The sequence below is a fragment of the Friedmanniella luteola genome (genome assembly GCF_900105065.1).
In the GTDB taxonomy this organism is placed as follows: domain Bacteria; phylum Actinomycetota; class Actinomycetes; order Propionibacteriales; family Propionibacteriaceae; genus Microlunatus; species Microlunatus luteolus.
This window is the reverse complement of the sequence record NZ_LT629749.1, coordinates 4,544,934-4,563,312: the sequence shown is the minus strand read 5'-3', so window position 1 is coordinate 4,563,312 and position 18,379 is coordinate 4,544,934. Positions and strand designations below refer to the sequence as shown.

At 72.3% G+C, this 18,379-nt stretch carries 15 protein-coding genes and 1 tRNA gene; 9 read left to right on the top strand and 7 right to left on the bottom strand.

What is annotated here, in order from left to right:
- The 4 genes from BLT72_RS21295 to BLT72_RS21280 all read right to left on the bottom strand — a co-directional run bounded on the left by BLT72_RS21295 (position 1) and on the right by BLT72_RS21280 (position 5,425).
- The gene (locus BLT72_RS21295; protein ID WP_091415991.1) at positions 1-1,869 is read right to left on the bottom strand and encodes a GMC family oxidoreductase; all 1,869 of its coding nucleotides are present in this window, start codon (positions 1,867-1,869) and stop codon (positions 1-3) included.
- A gap of 70 nt (positions 1,870-1,939) precedes the next feature.
- Positions 1,940-3,013: a ferritin-like domain-containing protein gene (locus BLT72_RS21290; protein ID WP_091415988.1), complete on the bottom strand. Its 1,074-nt coding sequence runs from the start codon at positions 3,011-3,013 to the stop codon at positions 1,940-1,942.
- Between the two features lie 148 nt (positions 3,014-3,161).
- Positions 3,162-4,970 (bottom strand): GMC family oxidoreductase, encoded by a 1,809-nt coding sequence (locus BLT72_RS21285; RefSeq protein WP_091415984.1) that lies wholly within the window; start codon positions 4,968-4,970, stop codon positions 3,162-3,164.
- On the bottom strand, positions 4,967-5,425 hold the full coding sequence (locus BLT72_RS21280; RefSeq protein WP_091415980.1) for a hypothetical protein: 459 nt from the start codon (positions 5,423-5,425) through the stop codon (positions 4,967-4,969). The genes BLT72_RS21285 and BLT72_RS21280 overlap by 4 nt, the downstream gene beginning before the upstream one ends.
- 222 nt (positions 5,426-5,647) lie before the next feature.
- On the opposite strand from BLT72_RS21280, the gene BLT72_RS21275 reads away from it, so the two are divergent.
- The 4 genes from BLT72_RS21275 (at position 5,648) to BLT72_RS22850 (ending at position 9,637) form a co-directional block, all read left to right on the top strand.
- The gene (locus BLT72_RS21275; protein ID WP_157720594.1) at positions 5,648-6,064 is read left to right on the top strand and encodes a lipocalin-like domain-containing protein; all 417 of its coding nucleotides are present in this window, start codon (positions 5,648-5,650) and stop codon (positions 6,062-6,064) included.
- Positions 6,065-6,139: 75 nt separating this feature from the next.
- Positions 6,140-7,519: a glycoside hydrolase family 15 protein gene (locus BLT72_RS21270; protein WP_197677131.1), complete on the top strand. Its 1,380-nt coding sequence runs from the start codon at positions 6,140-6,142 to the stop codon at positions 7,517-7,519.
- 28 nt (positions 7,520-7,547) lie between these two features.
- Positions 7,548-8,195, top strand: coding sequence for a TMEM175 family protein (locus BLT72_RS21265; RefSeq protein ID WP_091415973.1), 648 nt, complete (start codon positions 7,548-7,550; stop codon positions 8,193-8,195).
- A 353-nt stretch (positions 8,196-8,548) separates the two neighbouring features.
- On the top strand, positions 8,549-9,637 hold the full coding sequence (locus tag BLT72_RS22850; RefSeq protein ID WP_197677130.1) for a nuclease-related domain-containing protein: 1,089 nt from the start codon (positions 8,549-8,551) through the stop codon (positions 9,635-9,637).
- On the opposite strand, the gene BLT72_RS21255 is transcribed toward BLT72_RS22850, so the two are convergent.
- Positions 9,611-9,683 (bottom strand) — tRNA-Ala (locus tag BLT72_RS21255). The two genes, BLT72_RS22850 and BLT72_RS21255, sit on opposite strands and share 27 nt — an antisense overlap.
- A gap of 185 nt (positions 9,684-9,868) precedes the next feature.
- On the opposite strand from BLT72_RS21255, the gene BLT72_RS21250 reads away from it, so the two are divergent.
- The 5 genes from BLT72_RS21250 to BLT72_RS21230 are packed head-to-tail and all read left to right on the top strand — an operon-like array spanning position 9,869 to position 16,002.
- Positions 9,869-10,288 (top strand): DUF5318 family protein, encoded by a 420-nt coding sequence (locus tag BLT72_RS21250; protein ID WP_091415969.1) that lies wholly within the window; start codon positions 9,869-9,871, stop codon positions 10,286-10,288.
- The gene (locus BLT72_RS21245; protein WP_091415966.1) at positions 10,281-12,578 is read left to right on the top strand and encodes a transglycosylase domain-containing protein; all 2,298 of its coding nucleotides are present in this window, start codon (positions 10,281-10,283) and stop codon (positions 12,576-12,578) included. Before BLT72_RS21250 ends, BLT72_RS21245 begins: the two co-directional genes overlap by 8 nt.
- Positions 12,579-12,580: 2 nt before the next feature.
- Positions 12,581-14,029, top strand: a complete 1,449-nt coding sequence (locus BLT72_RS21240; protein WP_231930216.1) for a glycosyltransferase family 87 protein — start codon at positions 12,581-12,583, stop codon at positions 14,027-14,029.
- The gene (locus tag BLT72_RS21235; RefSeq protein WP_231930705.1) at positions 14,029-15,180 is read left to right on the top strand and encodes a hypothetical protein; all 1,152 of its coding nucleotides are present in this window, start codon (positions 14,029-14,031) and stop codon (positions 15,178-15,180) included. Before BLT72_RS21240 ends, BLT72_RS21235 begins: the two co-directional genes overlap by 1 nt.
- Positions 15,181-15,210: 30 nt before the next feature.
- Positions 15,211-16,002: a tyrosine-protein phosphatase gene (locus BLT72_RS21230; RefSeq protein WP_091418074.1), complete on the top strand. Its 792-nt coding sequence runs from the start codon at positions 15,211-15,213 to the stop codon at positions 16,000-16,002.
- A 107-nt stretch (positions 16,003-16,109) separates the two neighbouring features.
- Here the strand turns inward: BLT72_RS21230 and BLT72_RS21225 are convergent, their stop codons facing one another.
- Positions 16,110-17,174 (bottom strand): alanine racemase, encoded by a 1,065-nt coding sequence (locus BLT72_RS21225; RefSeq protein WP_091415963.1) that lies wholly within the window; start codon positions 17,172-17,174, stop codon positions 16,110-16,112.
- A 65-nt stretch (positions 17,175-17,239) separates the two neighbouring features.
- A complete protein-coding gene (locus BLT72_RS21220; protein WP_091415959.1) occupies positions 17,240-18,358 on the bottom strand; it encodes a lipid II:glycine glycyltransferase FemX in 1,119 nt (372 codons plus the stop codon).
- Positions 18,359-18,379 lie beyond the last annotated feature (21 nt).

The window sequence follows — 18,379 nt, the reverse complement described above, 5'->3', positions numbered from 1 at the left end:
TCAGTGCGCCGACGTCTCCCCGCGCAGCTGGTGGAGGATGTGCCGGGCGGTGCGGAAGCACAGCGCGGCCATGGTCAGGGTCACGTTCGAGGTGCCGATGCTCGGCATGCTGCCGCCGCCGGCGAGGTACAGGTTCGGGTGGTCCCAGGAGCGCTGGTGGTGGTCCACCACGGAGTTGCTCGGGGACGTGCCCATGACGTGGGTGCCGCCCAGGTGGTTGCCGCCGTGGATGACGTACCCCTCACCCTCGTAGGTCACGTAGGCCGGGTCGTCCGGGTCGTAGTGGGTGTGGTCGGACGCCCCCAGCCGCTGGAAGACCTGCCGCGCGAGCTGGCGGGCGTACGCCGCCCCGCGCATCGAGTACTCCGGCACGGTGAAGGAGATGACCGGGCGCATGTTACCGAGCTGGTCGGTGTAGCGCGGGTCGACCGACACCCGGTTGCTGGGGTCGGGCAGCACGTCGATCATGGTCGCGAGCAGCAGCTGGCGGCTGAGCCGCTCGGGCAGGGCGTTGCGCAGGCCGGCCCCGAAGAGGTTCTCGTCGTCCACCATCGAGATCAGGTCGCTGTACGGCGATCCGGTCGCCCAGCCCCAGCCGTCGTTGTGGATGTCCACGGCGAACCCGGCCTGCTGGCGGCGGAAGTCGCCGGCCCGCAGGTCGATGATCCCGCTCGTGCACACGGTGCCGCGGTAGGTGCCGGCGATCTCGGGCAGCAGCGCCCAGTTCAGCAGGTAGGCGTGGTCCATGAGGTTGCGCCCCATCAGCCCGCTGCTGCTCGGCAGCCCGGAGGCGAGCATCAGCCGCGGGTTCTCGATGGCGTTGGCGGCGAGCACGACCACCCGGCCGCGCAGGGTCCAGCAGGTGTGCTCGGGGGAGTCGGGGTCGGCGTAGGCCTTGACCTCGACGCCGCTCACCCGGCCGGTCTCGGGGTCGACCACCACCCGGGAGGCGACGGTCTGGGCCAGCAGGTCCACCCGGCCGGTCTCCAGCGCCTTGGCCAGGGTCTTGCCGGCGTTGTACTTCGCCTGCACCGGGCACAGCGGGACGCAGTTGATGTTGCCCTGGCAGCGCTGCCCCTCCTCCACCTGGCTGGTGCTGACGGCGCCGACGGGGACGAAGCCGCGGCCGCCGTCGTACGCCGGGTTGGGGATGCCGTTGCGCGCCTGGGGGAACGCCCGCACGCTCAGCTCGACGGACGTCCCGGCCACCTCCACGCAGGTGCCGTCGATGCCGCGGCCCACCACCTGGTCGAGGTAGCTGGTCGGCAGCTCCTGCATCGGGAACACGTACCCGGGCGGGAAGGTGGCCCCGAAGAGCGTCTGGTGCTCGACGTCGGCGGCCACGCCCAGCTCGCGCTCGGCCTCGATGTAGTCCGAGGACAGGTCGTCGTAGCTCAGCGGCCAGTCCCGCCCGACGCCGAAGGTGCTGTGCATCCGGAAGTCCTCCGGCAGCATCCGCGGGGTCTTGCCCTCCCAGTGCATCGTCGTGCCGCCGAGCACCCGCGTGTAGGTGGTGTCGCTGGAGAAGGGGCCGTTCTGCACGAGGTAGCCGGACGCGTCGGGCTCCCCGGGCCGGATGCGCTTCGCGTCGGTGCTGCGGGGCATCGGCGCGTTCGCGTTGCCGGGGTACGGCGACTGGTTGTCCTTGCTGGCGGCGGTGTAGAAGCGGTCGAGGTAGCCCTCGTAGCCCTGCAGCGAGTGGTCCTGGCCGATCCCCGCCTCGACGACCAGCACCCGCTGGCCCGCCCGGCTCAGCTGGTTCGCGATGATCGACCCGGTCACCCCGCCGCCGACGACGAGGGCGTCGTACAGCGTCTCCGACGCGGTCTGGTGGCTGGTGCGCTTCGTGGCGCCGATGGGGAACGTCACTGGCGTGCCTCGTGATCTCTGCGGTGGGGGAGGTCGAGCCGGGCGGGGTCGGCGGGCCGGTGGGGCGCGGTCACGGCGTCGGGTCCAGCCACTCGAAGGTCGGTCCGGCGTGGTAGCCGTCGTGCCCGGGCAGCGGGTTGGCCAGCAGCACGAGCATCGCGTCGCGGAGCTTGAACATCGTGTGGACGGCGGGCAGCAGCAGCTCCGGCCGGCCGTCGAAGGCCTCGTCGATCTGGACCAGCAGCCGCGACCACATCCGGTTGGCGGTCTCGCCGGCGCTGCGCAGCGCCGGGTCGGTGAGGTCGGCCAGCTTCGGGTTGGGCAGCATCGGGTAGGCCGCCGTGAAGTCGACCCCGACCTCGGGTCCGGTGGGCAGCCCGACCGCGTCCTCGGGCCGGTAGCTGCGGTTGTACTTCACCTGCTGGAACCGGTAGTAGTGCGCCAGGTCGCCGTCGCCGTCGTAGGGCGAGGTCATCTCGCCCTCACCCTGCTCGACCACCTCCGCGAGCGCGGCGCAGGCCGACGCGAGGTCGGTGACGGTGATCGCGCCGCCGCCGCCCGCGTAGTAGTAGTCACGGTCGACCTGCCGGGCCGGGTCGCCGCAGAACAGGGCGTCCTCCCCGATCTCGGCCGCGACCTCCTTCAGGCCGGCCACGATCTCGTCGTAGAACGCGCCGATGGTCGTCGGGCCCGTGGCGACGCGGACGGCGGCCGAGGTGTGCAGGCCGGGGCGCTGGTCGGCGACCGCGGCGTCGACGGCCGCGGGCTCCGGGGTGTACTCGGGGTTCTCGACGGTCAGGAACTCCTCGATCGCCGCCGCCGAGAACGGCAGCAGGTCGACGACGACGCCGTCGGGCAGCTCGTGCGGGTAGTGCGGCGCGTGGTCCGCCCCGGAGACCCGCGGACGGCCGCCGATCGCGTTCAGCACGTTGGCCGAGAGCACCATGTGGAGCATCTCCTCGACCACCACCGAGCGGATCACCAGCGCGGCCTCGGTGTTGGTGCCCGGGTGGATGGAGTACAGCGCGCAGAGGTAGGGCGGGATCGTCGCCAGCTCCAGCTGGACCGCCGCCTCGAGCATCTCGTGGAGCCGCTCGGTGGTCATCCGCGTGCGGGGCTCCGTCTCGGTGTCGGTGCTGGTCATGAGCGGAGCCTCTCGGGAGTGCGGAGGGATTGCGGGCGACCTGCTCGGCTGGGCCGACGCAGTCCGTCGTCGTCCGGGATCGTGACGAACGAGTGAGACCGGGCGGAGCTCAGCACCCCGGAGCGCGGAGCGCGACCCTGTGCTCCGCTCATCGCAGCTCCGTCGTCAGGCGGTCGGCGGCCCGGAGGGCGAGAGCGGCCAGGGTCAGCGTGGGGTTGGAGGTGCCCATGGTCGGGAAGCTCCCCGAGCCGAGCACGAACAGGTTCGGGTGCTCCCAGCTGCGCTGGTCGGCGTCGACCACCGAGTTGGTGGGGTCGTCGCCCATCACGTGGGTGCCCGCGAAGTGGCCCATCCCGTGGTAGCGGAACTCCTGCCCCTCGTAGGCGACCGACGGGAACCACACGCCGGTCTCCGGGTCCGAGCAGTCCTCGATCCCGGCCCGCTCGAACACCGCCTGGTAGGTGCGGTGCGCCGCCGCCATGCCGGCGAGGGTGTACTCGTCGATGTCGTAGGAGATCACCGGCCGCGGGTTGCCGAAGCCGTCCACGTGCGCCGGGTCGACGGTGATCCGGTTGCTGGGGGAGGGCAGCTGCTCGACGTTGAGGGAGAACCGGACCTGGCGTCGCAGCACGGAGGTCAGGTGCTCCCGCAGCGCGGCGCCGTGCAGCTTCCCGTGCGTGACCGCCTCGGCGACGGTGGTGTCCGGGGCGCCGGTGGTGGCCCGCCAGCCGTCGTTGCCGACGTCGACCCGGAACGCCGCCTGCCGGGCGCGGAAGGGTCCGCCGCGGAGGTCGTCGATGCCGGAGGTGGACAGCGGCCCGCGGAAGGAGCCGATCGGCTGCGGGGCCAGCCCCCAGCCGTAGATGGAGGGGTGGTCCATGAGGTTGCGGCCCAGCATCCCGCTGCGCCCGGCCAGCCCCGAGGCCAGCAGCAGCTTGGCGTTCTCGATCGCGTGGGCGGCGAGCACGTAGGAGCGGCCGCGGGCCACCTGCACCTGGTGCCGGGCCGAGGACGGGTCGTCGTAGCGCTGGTACTCCACGCCCGTGACCGCGCCGGTGACCGGGTCGACCAGGATCTTCGAGGCGACCGCCTGCGCGCGGATCTCCAGGTGGTCCCGGTCGGCCTGGGCGAGGGACTTGTTCGCGTTGTACTTGGCCTGGATGGGGCAGATGGGGGTGCACGCGGTGTTGCCGGCGCAGCGCTGGCCGAGGTCGCGGGCCAGCGCCTGGCCGTCGGCGCGCTCGTCGACCGCCCCCACCGGCTCGTAGTCCCCGCGCGGGACGGAGTTGCGGGCGGCGGGGTAGCTGCGGATCTTGAGCGGGATCGCGGAGTCGCCGACCGTCACCTCCATGCCGTCGACCGCGCCGGCCCACATCTGGTCGGAGTAGCTGGGCGGCACCCGCTCCATCGGGTAGTCGTAGCCGTCGGCGAACTCGACGCCGAGGTGCGCCTGGTCCGCGACGTCGGCGGCGACGCCGAGCTCGTTCTCCGCCTGCCGGTAGTAGGGCTCGAGGGTCGCGTAGTCCAGCGGCCAGTCGCGGCCGACGCCGTAGCGGGTCCGCATGGCGAAGTCCTCGGGCAGCATCCGCAGAGCGACGCCCAGCCAGTGCAGCGTCGAGCCCCCCTGCAGCCGGGTGTACGTGCTGCCGTACGGGTGGGGTCCCTGCTGGACGAAGTAGCCGTCGCCGGACCTGACGTCGTGGGTGTCCGGCTGCGGCGCGCCCAGCGCGGTCGGCCAGGGGGACTCCGGGCCCTTGTTGCTGGTCTCGAAGAAGGTCTCGAGGTGGCGCAGGTAGCCGTCGAAGGTGGACGCGGTGGCCGGGCCGGCCTCCAGCAGCAGCACCCGCAGACCGGAGCGGGTCAGCCGCTTGGCCACCAGGGCCCCGGCGACGCCCGCGCCCACGACCACGACGTCGTGCGTGACCTCGCCGGCCGCGTCGGTGCTCGCCGCGCTCACGAGGCGAGGTCCTCGACGGGGAAGGACCAGGAGCCGAAGCCCTGCTGGCGGGCGCCGATCGGGTGCGCCCCGGCGGCGACCCACTGCAGACCCGCCTGGTAGGCGGCGGACGACACGACGTGGTCGGTGTCCCGGGGGGCGGCGCCGTGCTCGGCCCGCCACGCGTCGGGCAGCTGGGTCCAGGTGCCGCGGTACCACATCAGCGTGATCGCGCGGGCGGGCGGACCCCAGGCCGGGTGGTCCAGCAGGCTGTCGACGGCGCCCGGTTCGAGGGCGTCGGCCCCGTCGGCCGGTCGGGGGAAGGCGGCCAGCAGCGCGTCGACGAAGGCCGGGGTGAGGATCGCGTCGAGCTCGGCGAGGTAGGCCGCGGCCATCCCCGTGCCGCGGAGCTGGACCGGGGGGAAGCCCGTGAGAGCCGCCGACATGTCGACGAACACCTGGTGCCGGGGGGGCATGGAGATCCTCTCGACCCGCGTCAGGAACGCGGATGATGGGGGACCCCGAGCCGTGAGGCGACCACGCCTCGCGGCGAGTGTGACACGCTCCGCGACGGCTCGGCAAGATTTCTGCGATCTACGTCCGAAGTGGCGGGAAATGCTCCTCGCGTAGATGTCGGCGGCGTATCGATGCCTCGGAACTGCTGGACAGTGGCAGGGAACTGTGGCACCTTCACCGGCGTGGATCTCGAAGGGTCGTGGCAGCTGGTGCAGTGGCGCCGCATCGCGCCCGACGGGACCGTCAGCTACCCCCTGGGGACCGACGCGGAAGGCCTGTTGGTCTACACCGCCGACGGCCGGATGTCGGTCGTGATGACCGGCGCCGACCGCACGGCCATCACCGGCGGTGACCCGCTGGGCGGGCCGGTGGAGGAGCGGGCCGCGGCCTACTCCAGCTGCCTGGCCTACACCGGCACCTACGAGCGGCAGGGCGACGTCGTCGTCCACCGGGTGGGCGGCAGCCTCTACCCGAACTGGTCGGACACCGTCCAGCCGCGCACCATCGTCCAGCGCGACGGCCAGCTCGTCCTGCTGACGCCGGACCAGCCGGGCAGCCCGGTCAACGAGCTGGCCTGGCAGCGCGCCGGCACCGCCTGACACCTCTCCACGACTCGAGCGGGGGCTCTGGTCAGCACCGACCCGTCACCCCCGCTCCCGTTGAAAGAGGTTGCCTTGTCCGTCCTCACCCAGACCCGCGCCAGCAGCACGCCCGCCGACCAGACCCGCACCCGCCCCGACCTCGCGGTCGACCACATCGTGCTGCAGTCCGTCGCCCAGCACATGTACGCGCTGATGCTGCGCAACGTCGCCACCGACGGCTTCCCCTTCGTCGACTCGACGCACACGGCGGTGTCGGTGCCCGGCTGCGTGATCGCCGCGCCGTCCTACCCGGCGAACGCCCCCGGGATCAGCCAGGACTACGTCTTCAACTGGGTCCGCGACGCGGCCATCACGGCCTTCGAGATCGTGGCCGCCACCTCCTCGGGCCCCGAGGAGGCGGTCCAGGAGCTGGTCGACTACGTCAACTTCGCGCAGCTCTGCCAGTCCAACGCCACCCCGACGATGGGGCACGCCTGCTACACCGTGAACGGGTACGCCCGGCCGTGGTCGGAGCAGAACGACGGGCCGGCCATCCAGACCAGCGCCGTCCTCGCGGCCTTCCCGAAGCTCGACGCGCAGGCGCAGGACGTGGCCCGCGGGCTCGTCGGCCGGAACGTGGAGTACCTGCTGACCTGCTACCAGGACGCCACCACCAACCTGTGGGAGGAGCACCGCGGGTTCTCCTTCTTCGCCCGCTCGATCCAGCTCCGCTGCTTCCGCGAGGTGAGCACCAACCCCTACGGCATCGACGTCCCGGCCGGCACCGCCGAGGCGATCAGCTGGCTGGAGGACGCGCTGGCGGCGCACTGGACCGGGACCCACTACGCGACGATGCTCGGCGGCGAGTCCCCCGGTCAGCTGGACCAGCCGATCGTGCCGCCCGGCTACGACCCCAACATCGACATCGTCCAGGCCTGCGTCTACGGCGCGGTGTCCTGCACCGACCCGAAGCTGCTCGCCACCGCGGGCCTGCTGATCGCCCAGTGGGCGGACCCCGACTCCCCGGAGGTGTACCCGGTCAACGTCGCCGACGCCCAGCTCGGCCTCGGTCCGCTGCTGGGCCGCTACCCGGGCGACATCTACGACGGCGGGTCCGACAGCCTGGGCCGGCACCCGTGGCCGCTCTGCACGGCGAACTTCGCGCAGCTCTACTACGAGCTGGCCAACGCCATCACCGGCGGGAGCGCCCTGCCGCTCGACGACCTGTCGGCGCCGTTCTTCGCCCAGATCGGCGTCACCGCCGACACCCCGCTGGACGTGGCGGTCGAGGCCCTGCAGGTCGCCGGCGACGCGATGCTGCGCGCCGTGGTCTACCACAGCGACCACCTGGAGCTGAGCGAGCAGTTCGACGGGGAGTCCGGCTACGAGAAGAGCGTCCGCGACCTCACCTGGAGCTACGCGTCGTTCCTGTCCGCAGTCCGCGCCCGCACCGGCCTGGCCGTCGAGGGCTGACGCCCTCGTCCACCGCGAGAGGGAGCTCATGACCGAGCAGACGTACGAAGACGCGACGACCACGCGCATCATCAACTTCACCGACGCCATCGTGGCCATCGCGGCGACCCTGCTCATCCTGGAGCCGATCGACGCGGCGGCCCAGGCCGGCGACCAGCAGCCCCTGCTCAACCTGCTGGCGAGCACCAGCGAGCAGCTGCTCGCCTTCGCGGTCAGCTTCGTGGTGATCGGGCACTTCTGGCTGCTGCACCGGCGGCTGTTCAAGTCGGTCCGGGTGATCACGCAGCCGCTCTACTGGTTCAACCTGCTGTGGCTGTTCAGCATCGTCTTCCTGCCCTACCCGACCGCCGTGCTGAGCGGCCGCACCGACGACCCGCCGAGCTGCGCGCTCTACATCGGCACCATGACGGTGACCAGCCTGGCCGCTCTCGCGCTGAAGGTCCTGGTGGCCAGGGCCAAGGCGGAGGAGGGGGACCCCGAGTACTCCGCGCACCTCGGTGCCTCCGTCGCGGCGGTCGCCGCGCTGTGCGCGGCGACGGCCTTGGCGCTCTTCGTGCCCTGGGTGCAGCTGTGGGGGCTCCTGCTGCTGCTGCCGACGGTGTGGTTCGGGCGGCGGAAGGGGAAGGGCGCTCCGCGGGTGCCCGGGGCGGTGGTCGGGCAGCGGATCGAGGCCTGAGCCCCTCGTGCTGACGGCTCGGTGCTGTCTCTGTCGTCGGAGCTTCTGGGAGTAGCGCGGTCTGGACGTGTGCCGGGACAGGCCGGCCATCCCGGGGCCGATCCAGACCGTGGCCAGACGGGACGGGCCACCGCCGCTCCGACGCAGGAGTTGGGCGTGAGCACGAGCCACCGGTGCTGAGGCGGGCACGGTGCGGCCCGATCCCGCGCTCGGCTGCCGCTTCGCCTCCCGTGGGCGATCCTCATCGCGGCGCCCGACGGCACGAGTCGAGGGCTCAGGGTGAGGGTCGAAAGGCCGCTCGCCGAGGGACTTCTGGCTCTGGTGCGGCCCAGCAGGGCCGGAAGGATGGTGGGATGCCCGGAACTCCGGTGGTCGTCAAGCACTGGCAGCGGTTCGGCCATGACCGGTTGTACGTGACCGGGCCTGCCGGAGAGATCCTGGGCTGGGCGGATCTCAAGACCGGCTCGATGCATCCGGAACTGCCCGAGCACCTGGCCGAACTGAGCCAGGCGACCGCCGACTGGCGGACCGGCTCCACCAGCGATCCGAGTGCGCCTCTGGCGCCCACCGTCCCTGAGGCTGCGCACGAGCCGAGCGAGCCCGGTGTCCTCACCTCGTCGCGCGCCGCGAGCGAACCGCTGGCCCGGGACGCTGACTGGTCACCGCCGCCGTCGATGTCCCCCGTGCAGGCTGCTGTCCCGGTGACCCCGTCGGAGCCGGAGCGGCCCTGGTCGGATCTGGCGTCGACGGCCCCTGGTGCTGCGGCGCGAGCACGAGCGAGAGCACTCCGGGACGCGGCCCCGGTCCGCACCTTCGTCGCCCGGATGCTCAACCTGCGAACGCCGGAGCGCGCCTGGCGCATCGGTGCCGACGGGGAGGAGCTGGTCGGAGCTGAGCTTGCCCGGCTGGTTCGCTCCGACCCGCGCTGGCGTGTGCTCCACGCTGTCCCCGTCGGTGCTGCGGGCGCCGACATCGATCATCTGGTGATGGGGCCGGGTGGGATCTTCACCCTCAACACGAAGCACCACCCAGCTGGTTCGCTCTGGGTGGGCGGTGACACCTTCCTGGTGAACGGGGAGCGGCAGCCGTACGTCCGGAACAGCCGCCACGAGGCCGCCCGAGCTGCTCGACTGCTGACGGGTGCATCGGGGCTCGCTCTCCGCGTCGAGGCCGTCATCGTGCCGGTCAACGCTCGGCGTGTGACGGTCAAGACCGCGCCTTCTCAGGTGGCCGTGATCCCGCGCGAGCGGCTCGTCCCCTGGCTCGTGAGCCGCGGCCGTGTCGTCGACGACCGCGTCCTGACCATCGTCACCGAGGCTGCCCGTCGGTCCACCACGTGGCAGAGCGGGGAGAACCGGGCTGCTGCGCTCGTCGCCTCGCGGCTGACAGCGACCCTCCGCCCCGCGCACGACGCGTGGAGCCAAGGGGACTCGAACCCCTAACCCCCTGCTTGCAAAGCAGGTGCGCTACCAATTGCGCCATGGCCCCGTGCCAGACCGCCACGAGCGCGGCGGCCGGACCGACGCATGATGCTACGGCATCCAACCGCCGCCCCACCAGGCGACCAACCCGCCCCCGGGTCACCGGAAGGGACCGGGTTCCGATCCGAAAGGTGACCTCGCGCCACTCGGAGCTCCTCGTCCTGCCTGGTCCGACGACGTAGCCTGGGGCCCATGTGGTCGCAGCGGGAGGTCATCGATTACGCGCTGCAGCGACGCTCCACGCTGGAGAAGCTGCGCCGTCCCGGGAAGGCTCTGGCGCGTCTCGACGCATGCGACGCCGACCCGATGCTGCTGCGCGCCGCCAAGCACCACGGGGAGTCGACGGAGATCCCCTGCCCGGTGTGCCAGACCCCGAACCTGACCACCCTGAGCTACGTCTTCGGCGACCAGCTCGGTCAGTACTCCGGCCGCATCAAGCGGACCCCGGAGCTCGAGGAGATGGCGCACGAGTTCGGAGAGTTCAAGGTCGTCGTCGTCGAGGTGTGCCAGACCTGCCACTGGAACCACATGATCTTGAGCTACCTCCTCGGCGACGGGGTGAAGAGGAAACCCCCGCGCCGCCAGCAGACAGTTGAGGACATCTATGGCTGACCCCCAGTGGGGGCCCGTCGCGAAGCGTCCGGTGGGCGCCACGTCGAAGAAGCAGCGCACGCGCGGCCAGCTGTGGGCGCGCCGGATCCTGATCGGGCTCGTCTCCGTCGTCCTCCTGGGCCTGGTGGGGGGCACGGCCGTCGTCGGCGTGGGGTACGCGACGACGAACCTGCCCGACGCCAACGCCGACTTCGAGACCGCGACCACCTTCGTCTACTACGACGACGGCAAGGCCGAGCTGGGCAGCTTCGCCATCCAGAACCGGCAGCCGCTGACCCTGGACGAGATGCCGCAGAGCATCAAGGACGCCGTCGTCGCCGCCGAGAACCGCTCGTTCTGGACCGACCGCGGCATCTCGCTGCGCGGCATGGCCCGCGCCGCCTACGTGATCGCCCGGGGCGGCACGCTGCAGGGCGGGTCCACGATCACCCAGCAGTACATCAAGATCAAGTACCTGTACTCCGAGCAGACGGCCACCCGGAAGTTCAAGGAGCTGTTCCTCGCCTACAAGATCAACAAGCAGCTGAGCAAGGAGCAGATCCTCGAGGGCTACCTCAACACGATCTACTTCGGCCACGGGGCCTACGGCATCGAGGCGGCGTCGCAGAACTTCTTCGACGTCGACGCCAAGAAGCTGACCGTGCCGCAGGCGGCGGTGCTGGCCAGCGTCATCAACAACCCGTCCGCGTTCGACCCCGACGACGAGGACAACCTCGACCGGCTCCGCGACCGCTACCGCTACGTCCTGCAGTCGATGGCCGACACCGGCGCGATCACCCAGGCCCAGGCCGACAAGTACGCGAAGAAGCTGCCGAAGTTCCCCGAGATCAAGACCAACGAGCGCTACGGGGGCCCCAAGGGCTTCCTGCTGAAGATGGTCGAGAAGGAGCTGACCGACGCCGGCTTCACCTCCGAGCAGATCAACGGCGGCGGGCTGAAGATCACCACCACCTTCGACAAGGCGGCGCAGAACGCCGCGGTCAAGGCGGCGCAGGACGTCACCGAGCGGGCGGCCGACGCGTCGGGGCAGAAGGCCTCGAAGCTGCACGCCGCCATCGCGTCGGTGGACGTCAACACCGGTGAGGTGATCGCCCTCTACGGCGGTCCGAACTACGTGAAGAACTCCCGGAACTGGGCCACCACCGCCCGGCCGACGGCGTCGACGTTCAAGACCTACGCGCTGGCCGCCGGGCTCAAGGACGGCTACAGCCTCCGCTCGCCCTTCCGCGGCAGCAGCTTCAACCTGCCCGGCGACCCGACCATCGTCCGCAACGAGTACAACCAGAGCTACGGGTACCAGACCAGCCTGCTGAACGCGACGACCTACTCGATCAACACCGCGTTCGTCGACCTCGTCACGACGATGAAGGACGGCAAGGACAAGGTCCTCGACCTGGCCAAGGACGCCGGCGCCCCCAAGGCGACCGGCTGGGACGCCGCCCCGCGCAACATCCCGATCGGCACCCCGGAGGTCAGCCCGCTCAACCAGGCCAGCGGGTACGCCACCTTCGCCAACGACGGCACCGCCGTGGACAACCACGTGGTCAAGGAGGTGCGGGACGCCGACGGCAAGGTGATCTACAAGGCCGAGCCGAAGAAGAAGCGGGCGGTCAGCGAGGACATCGCGCACGACGTCACCTTCGCGCTCTCCAACGTGGTCGAGAACGGCACCGGCACCACGGTGCAGGCCCTCAACCGGCCCGTGGCCGGCAAGACCGGCACCAACGGTGTCGACCTGGACAACGGGAAGAACATCGTCAACTCGTCCTGGTTCGTCGGTTACACCAAGCAGATCTCCACCGCCGTCATGTACGTGGCAGGGAACAGTGGCAGCGAGAGCCTGGACGACTACCGGCGGCCCGGCGACAGCACCTTCTTCGGGGGCACCTACCCGGCGCAGACCTGGGGCGAGTACATGAAGGTCGCCACCGAGGACCAGGCGGTCCGCCAGTTCGACCCGCCGGCCTACGTCAACGCCGACTCCGCCCCCCAGCCGACGCCGACCTACCAGCAGCCGCAGCCCACCCAGCAGCCGACCGCCACGCAGGAGCCGACCGAGGAGCCGTCGGAGGAGCCCTCCGACGAGCCGACCCGCGAGCCGAGCGAGGAGCCGTCGACGCAGCAGCCCGAGCCCAGCCAGGAGCCGAGCCGGACGGCCGAGGCGGACCCCGAGCCCAGCCAGAGCAGCGAGACCGGGGGCGGCGGAGACGGCACGGGCGACGGGACCGGCGGCGCCGGGACCGGTGAGGAGAACGCCGGCGGGGACGCCACCCCGGGCGGCGGCGGCTGAGCGTGGCGTCCGCCCTGCCGGTGGACCGCCCGACCCCGCGTCCGCCGGCGGTGGACGCGCCGTCCCGCACCGACCCGCTCGTCGCCGACCTCACCCGCCGGATCGGCGGCCCCACGGGCCGGCACACCCGGCCGCCGCGCTGGTGGAGCCCGGTCCGGGTGGCGCTGGTCGTCGGCACCCTGGTCCACCTGGCCGGCATGGTGTTCCGGCTGCCGTGCCGGATCACCGTCGCCGGGCAGTCCATCGACCAGTACCGCAACCTCTGCTACTCCGACATCGGCCTGCTCTACAGCGGCCGGGGGCTGCTGCAGGGGAACACGCCCTACCTCGACGCGGGCGACTACCCGGTGCTCGAGTACCCCGTCCTCACCGGCTGGTTCCTCGAGCTGGAACGGCGGGTCGCCGTGCTGCTCGGCGCGCCCACGGGCGTCGGGCTGACCGACCAGCAGGCCGTCGACGCCACCCTCCGCTTCGTCGACGTCAACGCCGTCCTGCTCGGCGCCCTGCTGCTCGTCACGATCTGGGCGCAGGCGCGCACCGTCCCGGGCCGGCCGTGGGACGCGATGATGGTGGCGGCCTCGCCCTGCGTCGCCGCGACCGCGCTGATCAACTGGGACCTGCTGCCGGTCGCCCTCACCGCCACGGCGCTGCTGGCCTGGTCACGGCGGCACCCCGCGCTGGCCGGGGTCCTGCTCGGCCTGGGGATGGCGGCCAAGCTGTACCCGCTGCTGATCCTCGGACCGTTGCTGCTGCTCTGCCTGCGGGCCCGGCGGCTGCGGGACTTCGGCGTGGCGTTCGCCGGCTTCGCGGTCGCCTGGGCGGCGGTCAACCTGCCGGTCCTGCTGCTGGCGCCCGACGCCTGGCTGAGCTTCTGGCGCTTCAACTCCGACCGCTCCGGTGACTTCGGCTCGCTCTGGTACGTGTTCTCCCTCGCCGGCCGTCCGGTGCCGCAGCTCAACGCGGTCAGCGGTGGGCTGTTCGCCGCCGGCTGCCTGGCCATCGGGCTGCTGATCCTGCTGGCGCCCCGCCGGCCGCGGCTCGGCCAGGTGGCGTTCCTCGTCGTCGCGGCGTTCCTGCTGACCAACAAGGTCTACTCGCCGCAGTACGTGCTGTGGCTGCTGCCGCTGCTCGTGCTGGCGCGGCCGCGGTGGCGCGACTGGCTGGTGTTCACCGTCGGCGAGCTGCTCTACTTCGTCGCCATCTGGTGGCACCTCGGCGGGCTGCTCAGCCCCGGCGACGGCTCCGCCGACCGGGTCTACTGGCTCGCCGTGCTGCTCCGGCTCGGCACCCAGGCGTGGGTGGTCGGCGTCGTCGTCCGCGACGTCCTGCGGCCGGCGCACGACCCGGTCCGCCGGGGCGGGGCCGACGACCCCGGGGGCGGCTCCCTCGACCGGGCCGTCGACGCATCCTGGCTGACCCGGTTCCGCCGCACCCTCGGGGCCGCCGCGTGATGCAGCTGGCCGAGCTGGCACCCGCCCGGCTCCGCGCCCCCGACGACGGTCGGGCCGCGCCCGGCGGCGGGCGGCTCGTCGTCCAGGCCTGGCTGGCGAGCCGCGGGCTGATCGCCCTGGTCGCGGTGCTGCTGGCCCTGCGCGAGGGCCGCAGCTTCACCGACATGGTGAGCAACTGGGACGTCCAGCACTTCACCGCGCTGGCCGAGGGCGGCTACTTCGCCGAGCCCGACGGCATCCTGATGGCCTTCTTCCCCGGCCTGCCCACCCTGCTGAGGGGCTTCGTCGCGCTGGGGATCCCGATCGCCGTCGGCGGGGTGGTGCTGGCGCTGGTCTGCTCCGCCGTCGCGGCCGGCGCGCTGCTCCGGCTCGGCGGCCCCTGGGCGGCCGTCGCCTGGCTGTTCGCCCCGTCCGCGGTGTTCACCACCGTCCCCTACACCGAGTCGCTCTTCTGCGCCGCCGCCTTCTGGGCCTGGGAGCGGGCGCGCGCCGACCGCTGGGGCGCCGCGGCCGTGCTCGCCGCCGCCGCGTGCACCGTCCGGGTGTCGGGGCTGTTCCTGCTCGGCGCGCTGGCCGTGATGATCCTGACCTCGCGCGGCGTCGACCTGCCCGGCCGGGTCCGGCGGCTCGCCTGGCTGCTGCTGCCCGCCGCCGTGATCGTCGCCTTCGCCGGCTACCTGCACGGCCTGACCGGCAGCTGGACGGCCTGGTACACCGCCCAGTCCACCGGCTGGGTGCGCGAGCTGACGACCCCGTGGCAGTCGTTCCTCAACACCATCCCCGCCATCGTCCCCGGCGCCTACGCCGACCACCCGTGGTGGGCCGCGGTGTTCCGCGCCGAGGTGGTGTCGATGGTGCTCGGGCTCGGCGTGACGGTCTGGTGCCTCACCCGGCGGCTGTGGGCCGAGGCCAGCTGGGTCGGGGTCCAGGTGCTCGCCTTCTCGCTGTCCTACTGGTTCTTCTCGGTCAACCGCGCGACGCTGCTCTGGTTCCCGCTGTGGATCATGCTGGCCCGCTGGGGCACCTGGCAGCCGGCGCGACCGGTCGCCGCCCGGGTGCACCGGGTGCTGGTGCTCGGCGCCTGGGCGCTCGGCGTCGTGCTCCTGCTGTGGTGGAGCTGGCTGTTCTTCACCGGTCACTGGGCCAGCTGAGCGGCTCCCTAGACTGGGCTCGTGCAGCGGATGTGGATCGAGCTCGACGGACTGGCCAACCTGCGAGACGTCGGAGGGATCCCCACCACCGACGGCGCCGCGATCAAGCCGGGGCAGCTGCTGCGCTCGGACAACCTGCAGAGCCTGACGCCGTCCGACGTCGACGCGCTGCTCGGGCTCGGGCTGACCGACGTCGTCGACCTGCGCAGCGAGTACGAGGCCGAGAACGAGGGTCCTGGCCCCCTGGTCGGCCATCCCGAGGTGGAGATCCACCAGCTGTCGCTGTTCCGGGAGTGGCGAGAGGGGGTCGGCGAGGACAAGCCGGACGAGCGCCCCGAGGTGCTGCCCGAGAAGGCGCTGCCCTGGGTCGACCTCCAGCCGTCGGTCGAGCTGGACAACCGGGTCGCCTCGGTCTACCTCAGCTACCTGGCCGACCGGCCCGACTCGGTCGTCGAGGCGCTCCGGGTGATCTCCCGCGCCGACGGCGCCGCCCTCGTGCACTGCGCCGCGGGGAAGGACCGGACGGGCACCATCGTCGCGCTGGCCCTGTCGCTGGTCGGCGCCGACCGCGAGGCGGTCATCGCGGACTACGCCGCCAGCTCCGAGCGCGTGCCCCAGATCCTCGACCGGCTGCTGGCCACCAAGACCTACGCCGCCAACCTGCGCGACCGGCCGCTCAGCACGCACCTCACCCACGCCGAGACCATGCGGGTGCTGCTCGAGCACGTCGACGCCGAGTACGGCGGGGTCGCCGGCCTGGTCGAGCGGCTGGGCTGGACCGACGAGGACCAGCAGCGGCTGGTGGCCAAGCTCCGCGGCTGAGATGCCCGTGCACGGCCGGGAAGCCCGACCGCCTGCCGACGGCCCTTCGACAGGCTCAGGGGTCGGGCCGGCTCAGAGGGGCGGGCCGGCTCAGGGGGCGGTTCTCCTCAGGGAGCGGCGGAGTCGACGATCCGGTCCACCGTCGCGGTGGTGAGCCGCAGCTCGACCGGCACCTCGTCACCGCGCTCGGGCGGGGTCACCCCGGCGGGCAGGAACAGCTGGCTGGACTGCATGTGCGGCGGCTCGAGGAACCAGCGCTTGCGGCCGTCGACGGTGTAGGGGCTGAGGGCCCGACCGGACGCCTCCAGCCCGCCCCCGGCCAGCGCGACGGCTCGCTGGCGCAGCGTGCTGGCCGACGTCGGGGCCTCCATCCCCACGCCCTGGGAGGTGCCGCCGGCGACCACGACGACGTAGCCGGAGGTCGGGGCCTTGCGCTGCCGGTAGCCGACCCGCTGCCCGCGCTCGACGGCGTGCACGTCCATCACCGTGGCGGTGGTCCGACGGCTGCCGGGGTCGCCCAGCCACAGCCGGGTGCCGCTCCGCAGGCGCAGCGGGGCCGGGGCCTCGCCCGGCGCGGCCAGCCCGGCGACGACGTCCTGGGCGTCGGCGGGCGGCAGGTGGGAGATCCACAGCGGTCCTGCTGCGGCCGTCAGGGCGGCCCGCGCGAGCCCCTCGGTCTCGGCGCGCCGGCCCTGCTCGTCGAGGGGCAGGTGGATCGACCAGCCCTCGAACTTCACCCGGTCGAGCAGCAGCGCGACGCGGTCCAGCTGGCTCGGGTCGATCCCGTGCCGGCGCATCGAGGTGAGCACCTCGACCAGCACCCGGGGCCGGGTCTCGAGGTCGGCCAGCGCGGCCAGGTCCTCGAGCCGGGAGACGGTGGTGAGCACCTTCGGGTCCTCGGCCAGCTCGACCGCCGTCGGGTTCGCCGCGTCCCAGGGGTTCAGGACGACGACCGTGCCCGGGAAGACGTCGCGGACCTCGGCGACCTCGTCCGCGACCCCGACGGCGAGGGCGTCGACGCCGAGCAGCGCGGCCTCCTCGGCCAGCCGCCGCAGCCCGAAGCCGTAGCCGTTGCCCTTGACCACCGGCACCAGTCCGGGGGTCGCCGCGGCCTCGCTGCGCAGATGGCGCCGCCAGCGCTCGACGTCGAGGTGCAGGGTGAGACCGCTCATCCGGCGAGGCTACCGAACCCCGACGGCGCCGCGCTCGGCCCGGAGACCGCAGCCGAGCGGACCGGTCAGCCGCGCCGCTTCATGTAGACGTCGAAGGCCTTGTAGAGCAGCGGGTTGAGCGGCAGGTCCCACTCGCCCAGGTACTCCACGGCCTCACCGCCGGTGCCGACCTTGAACTGGATCAGCCCGAGGTGGGGGTCGTCGGCCTCCAGCCCCTCGGTGATGCCGCGCAGGTCGTAGACGGTGCAGCCGGCCGTCACCGCGTCCTGGATCATCTGCCACTGGACGGCGTTGGAGCCGCGGACCTCGCGCTTGGCCGTGGAGCTGGCGCCGTAGGAGTACCAGGCGTGCTGGCCGACGCGGACCCAGGTCGTGGCGGCGACGAGGTCGCCCTCGTGCTCGGACAGGTAGAGCCGGATCCGGTCGGGGTCCTCGGCGCGCAGCGCGTCCCACATCGTCTCGAAGTAGCTCAGCGGTCGCGGGGTGAAGTGGTCCCGCTCGGCCGTCTCGACGTAGAGCGGGTGGAAGCGGGCCAGGTCGTCCCGGTCGCCCTGCCGGACGGTGACGCCCAGCTTGGCGGCCTTCTTGATGTTGCGCCGCCACAGCTGGTTCATCCCGGCCAGCAGCTCCTCGGGGGTGCGGCCGGCGATCGGCAGCTGGAAGACGAACCGCGGCTGGCCCGCGGCGAAGCCCTCGTCCTCGTCCGGCGGCCGCCACCCCAGCTCGCGCATGCTGTCGCGGAGGTGGGTGTGGGTGTGGTTGACCTCGTCGGGGATGGCCTCGCTGAGCCGCGGGATGCGCTCGTCCGCGATGGCGGCCTTGATGGTGTCGGGACCCCAGCGGCGGACGACGACGGGCGCGCCCACCCGGATCCCGAAGGCGCCGGCGGCCTTGACGTGCTCGGCCAGCGGGCGCAGCCAGACGCCGATGTCCTCGGCCTCCCAGTCGATGGTCGGGCCCTCGGGTAGGTAGGCCAGGTACTTCTTCACCTTCGGCAGCTGCCGGTAGAGCACGAGGCCCGCGCCGACGAGCCGGTCCTGCTCGTCGAACCAGCCGAGCGACTCGTTCTTCCACTCGCTCTTCACCTGCCCCCACGCCGGGGTCTGCAGAAAGCTGACCGAGGGCTGGGAGGCGTTGAACAGGACATGCCGGTCGGGGGAGATCGTCCGTACGGTGAGAACCACGGACGAGAATCTATCCGTTGC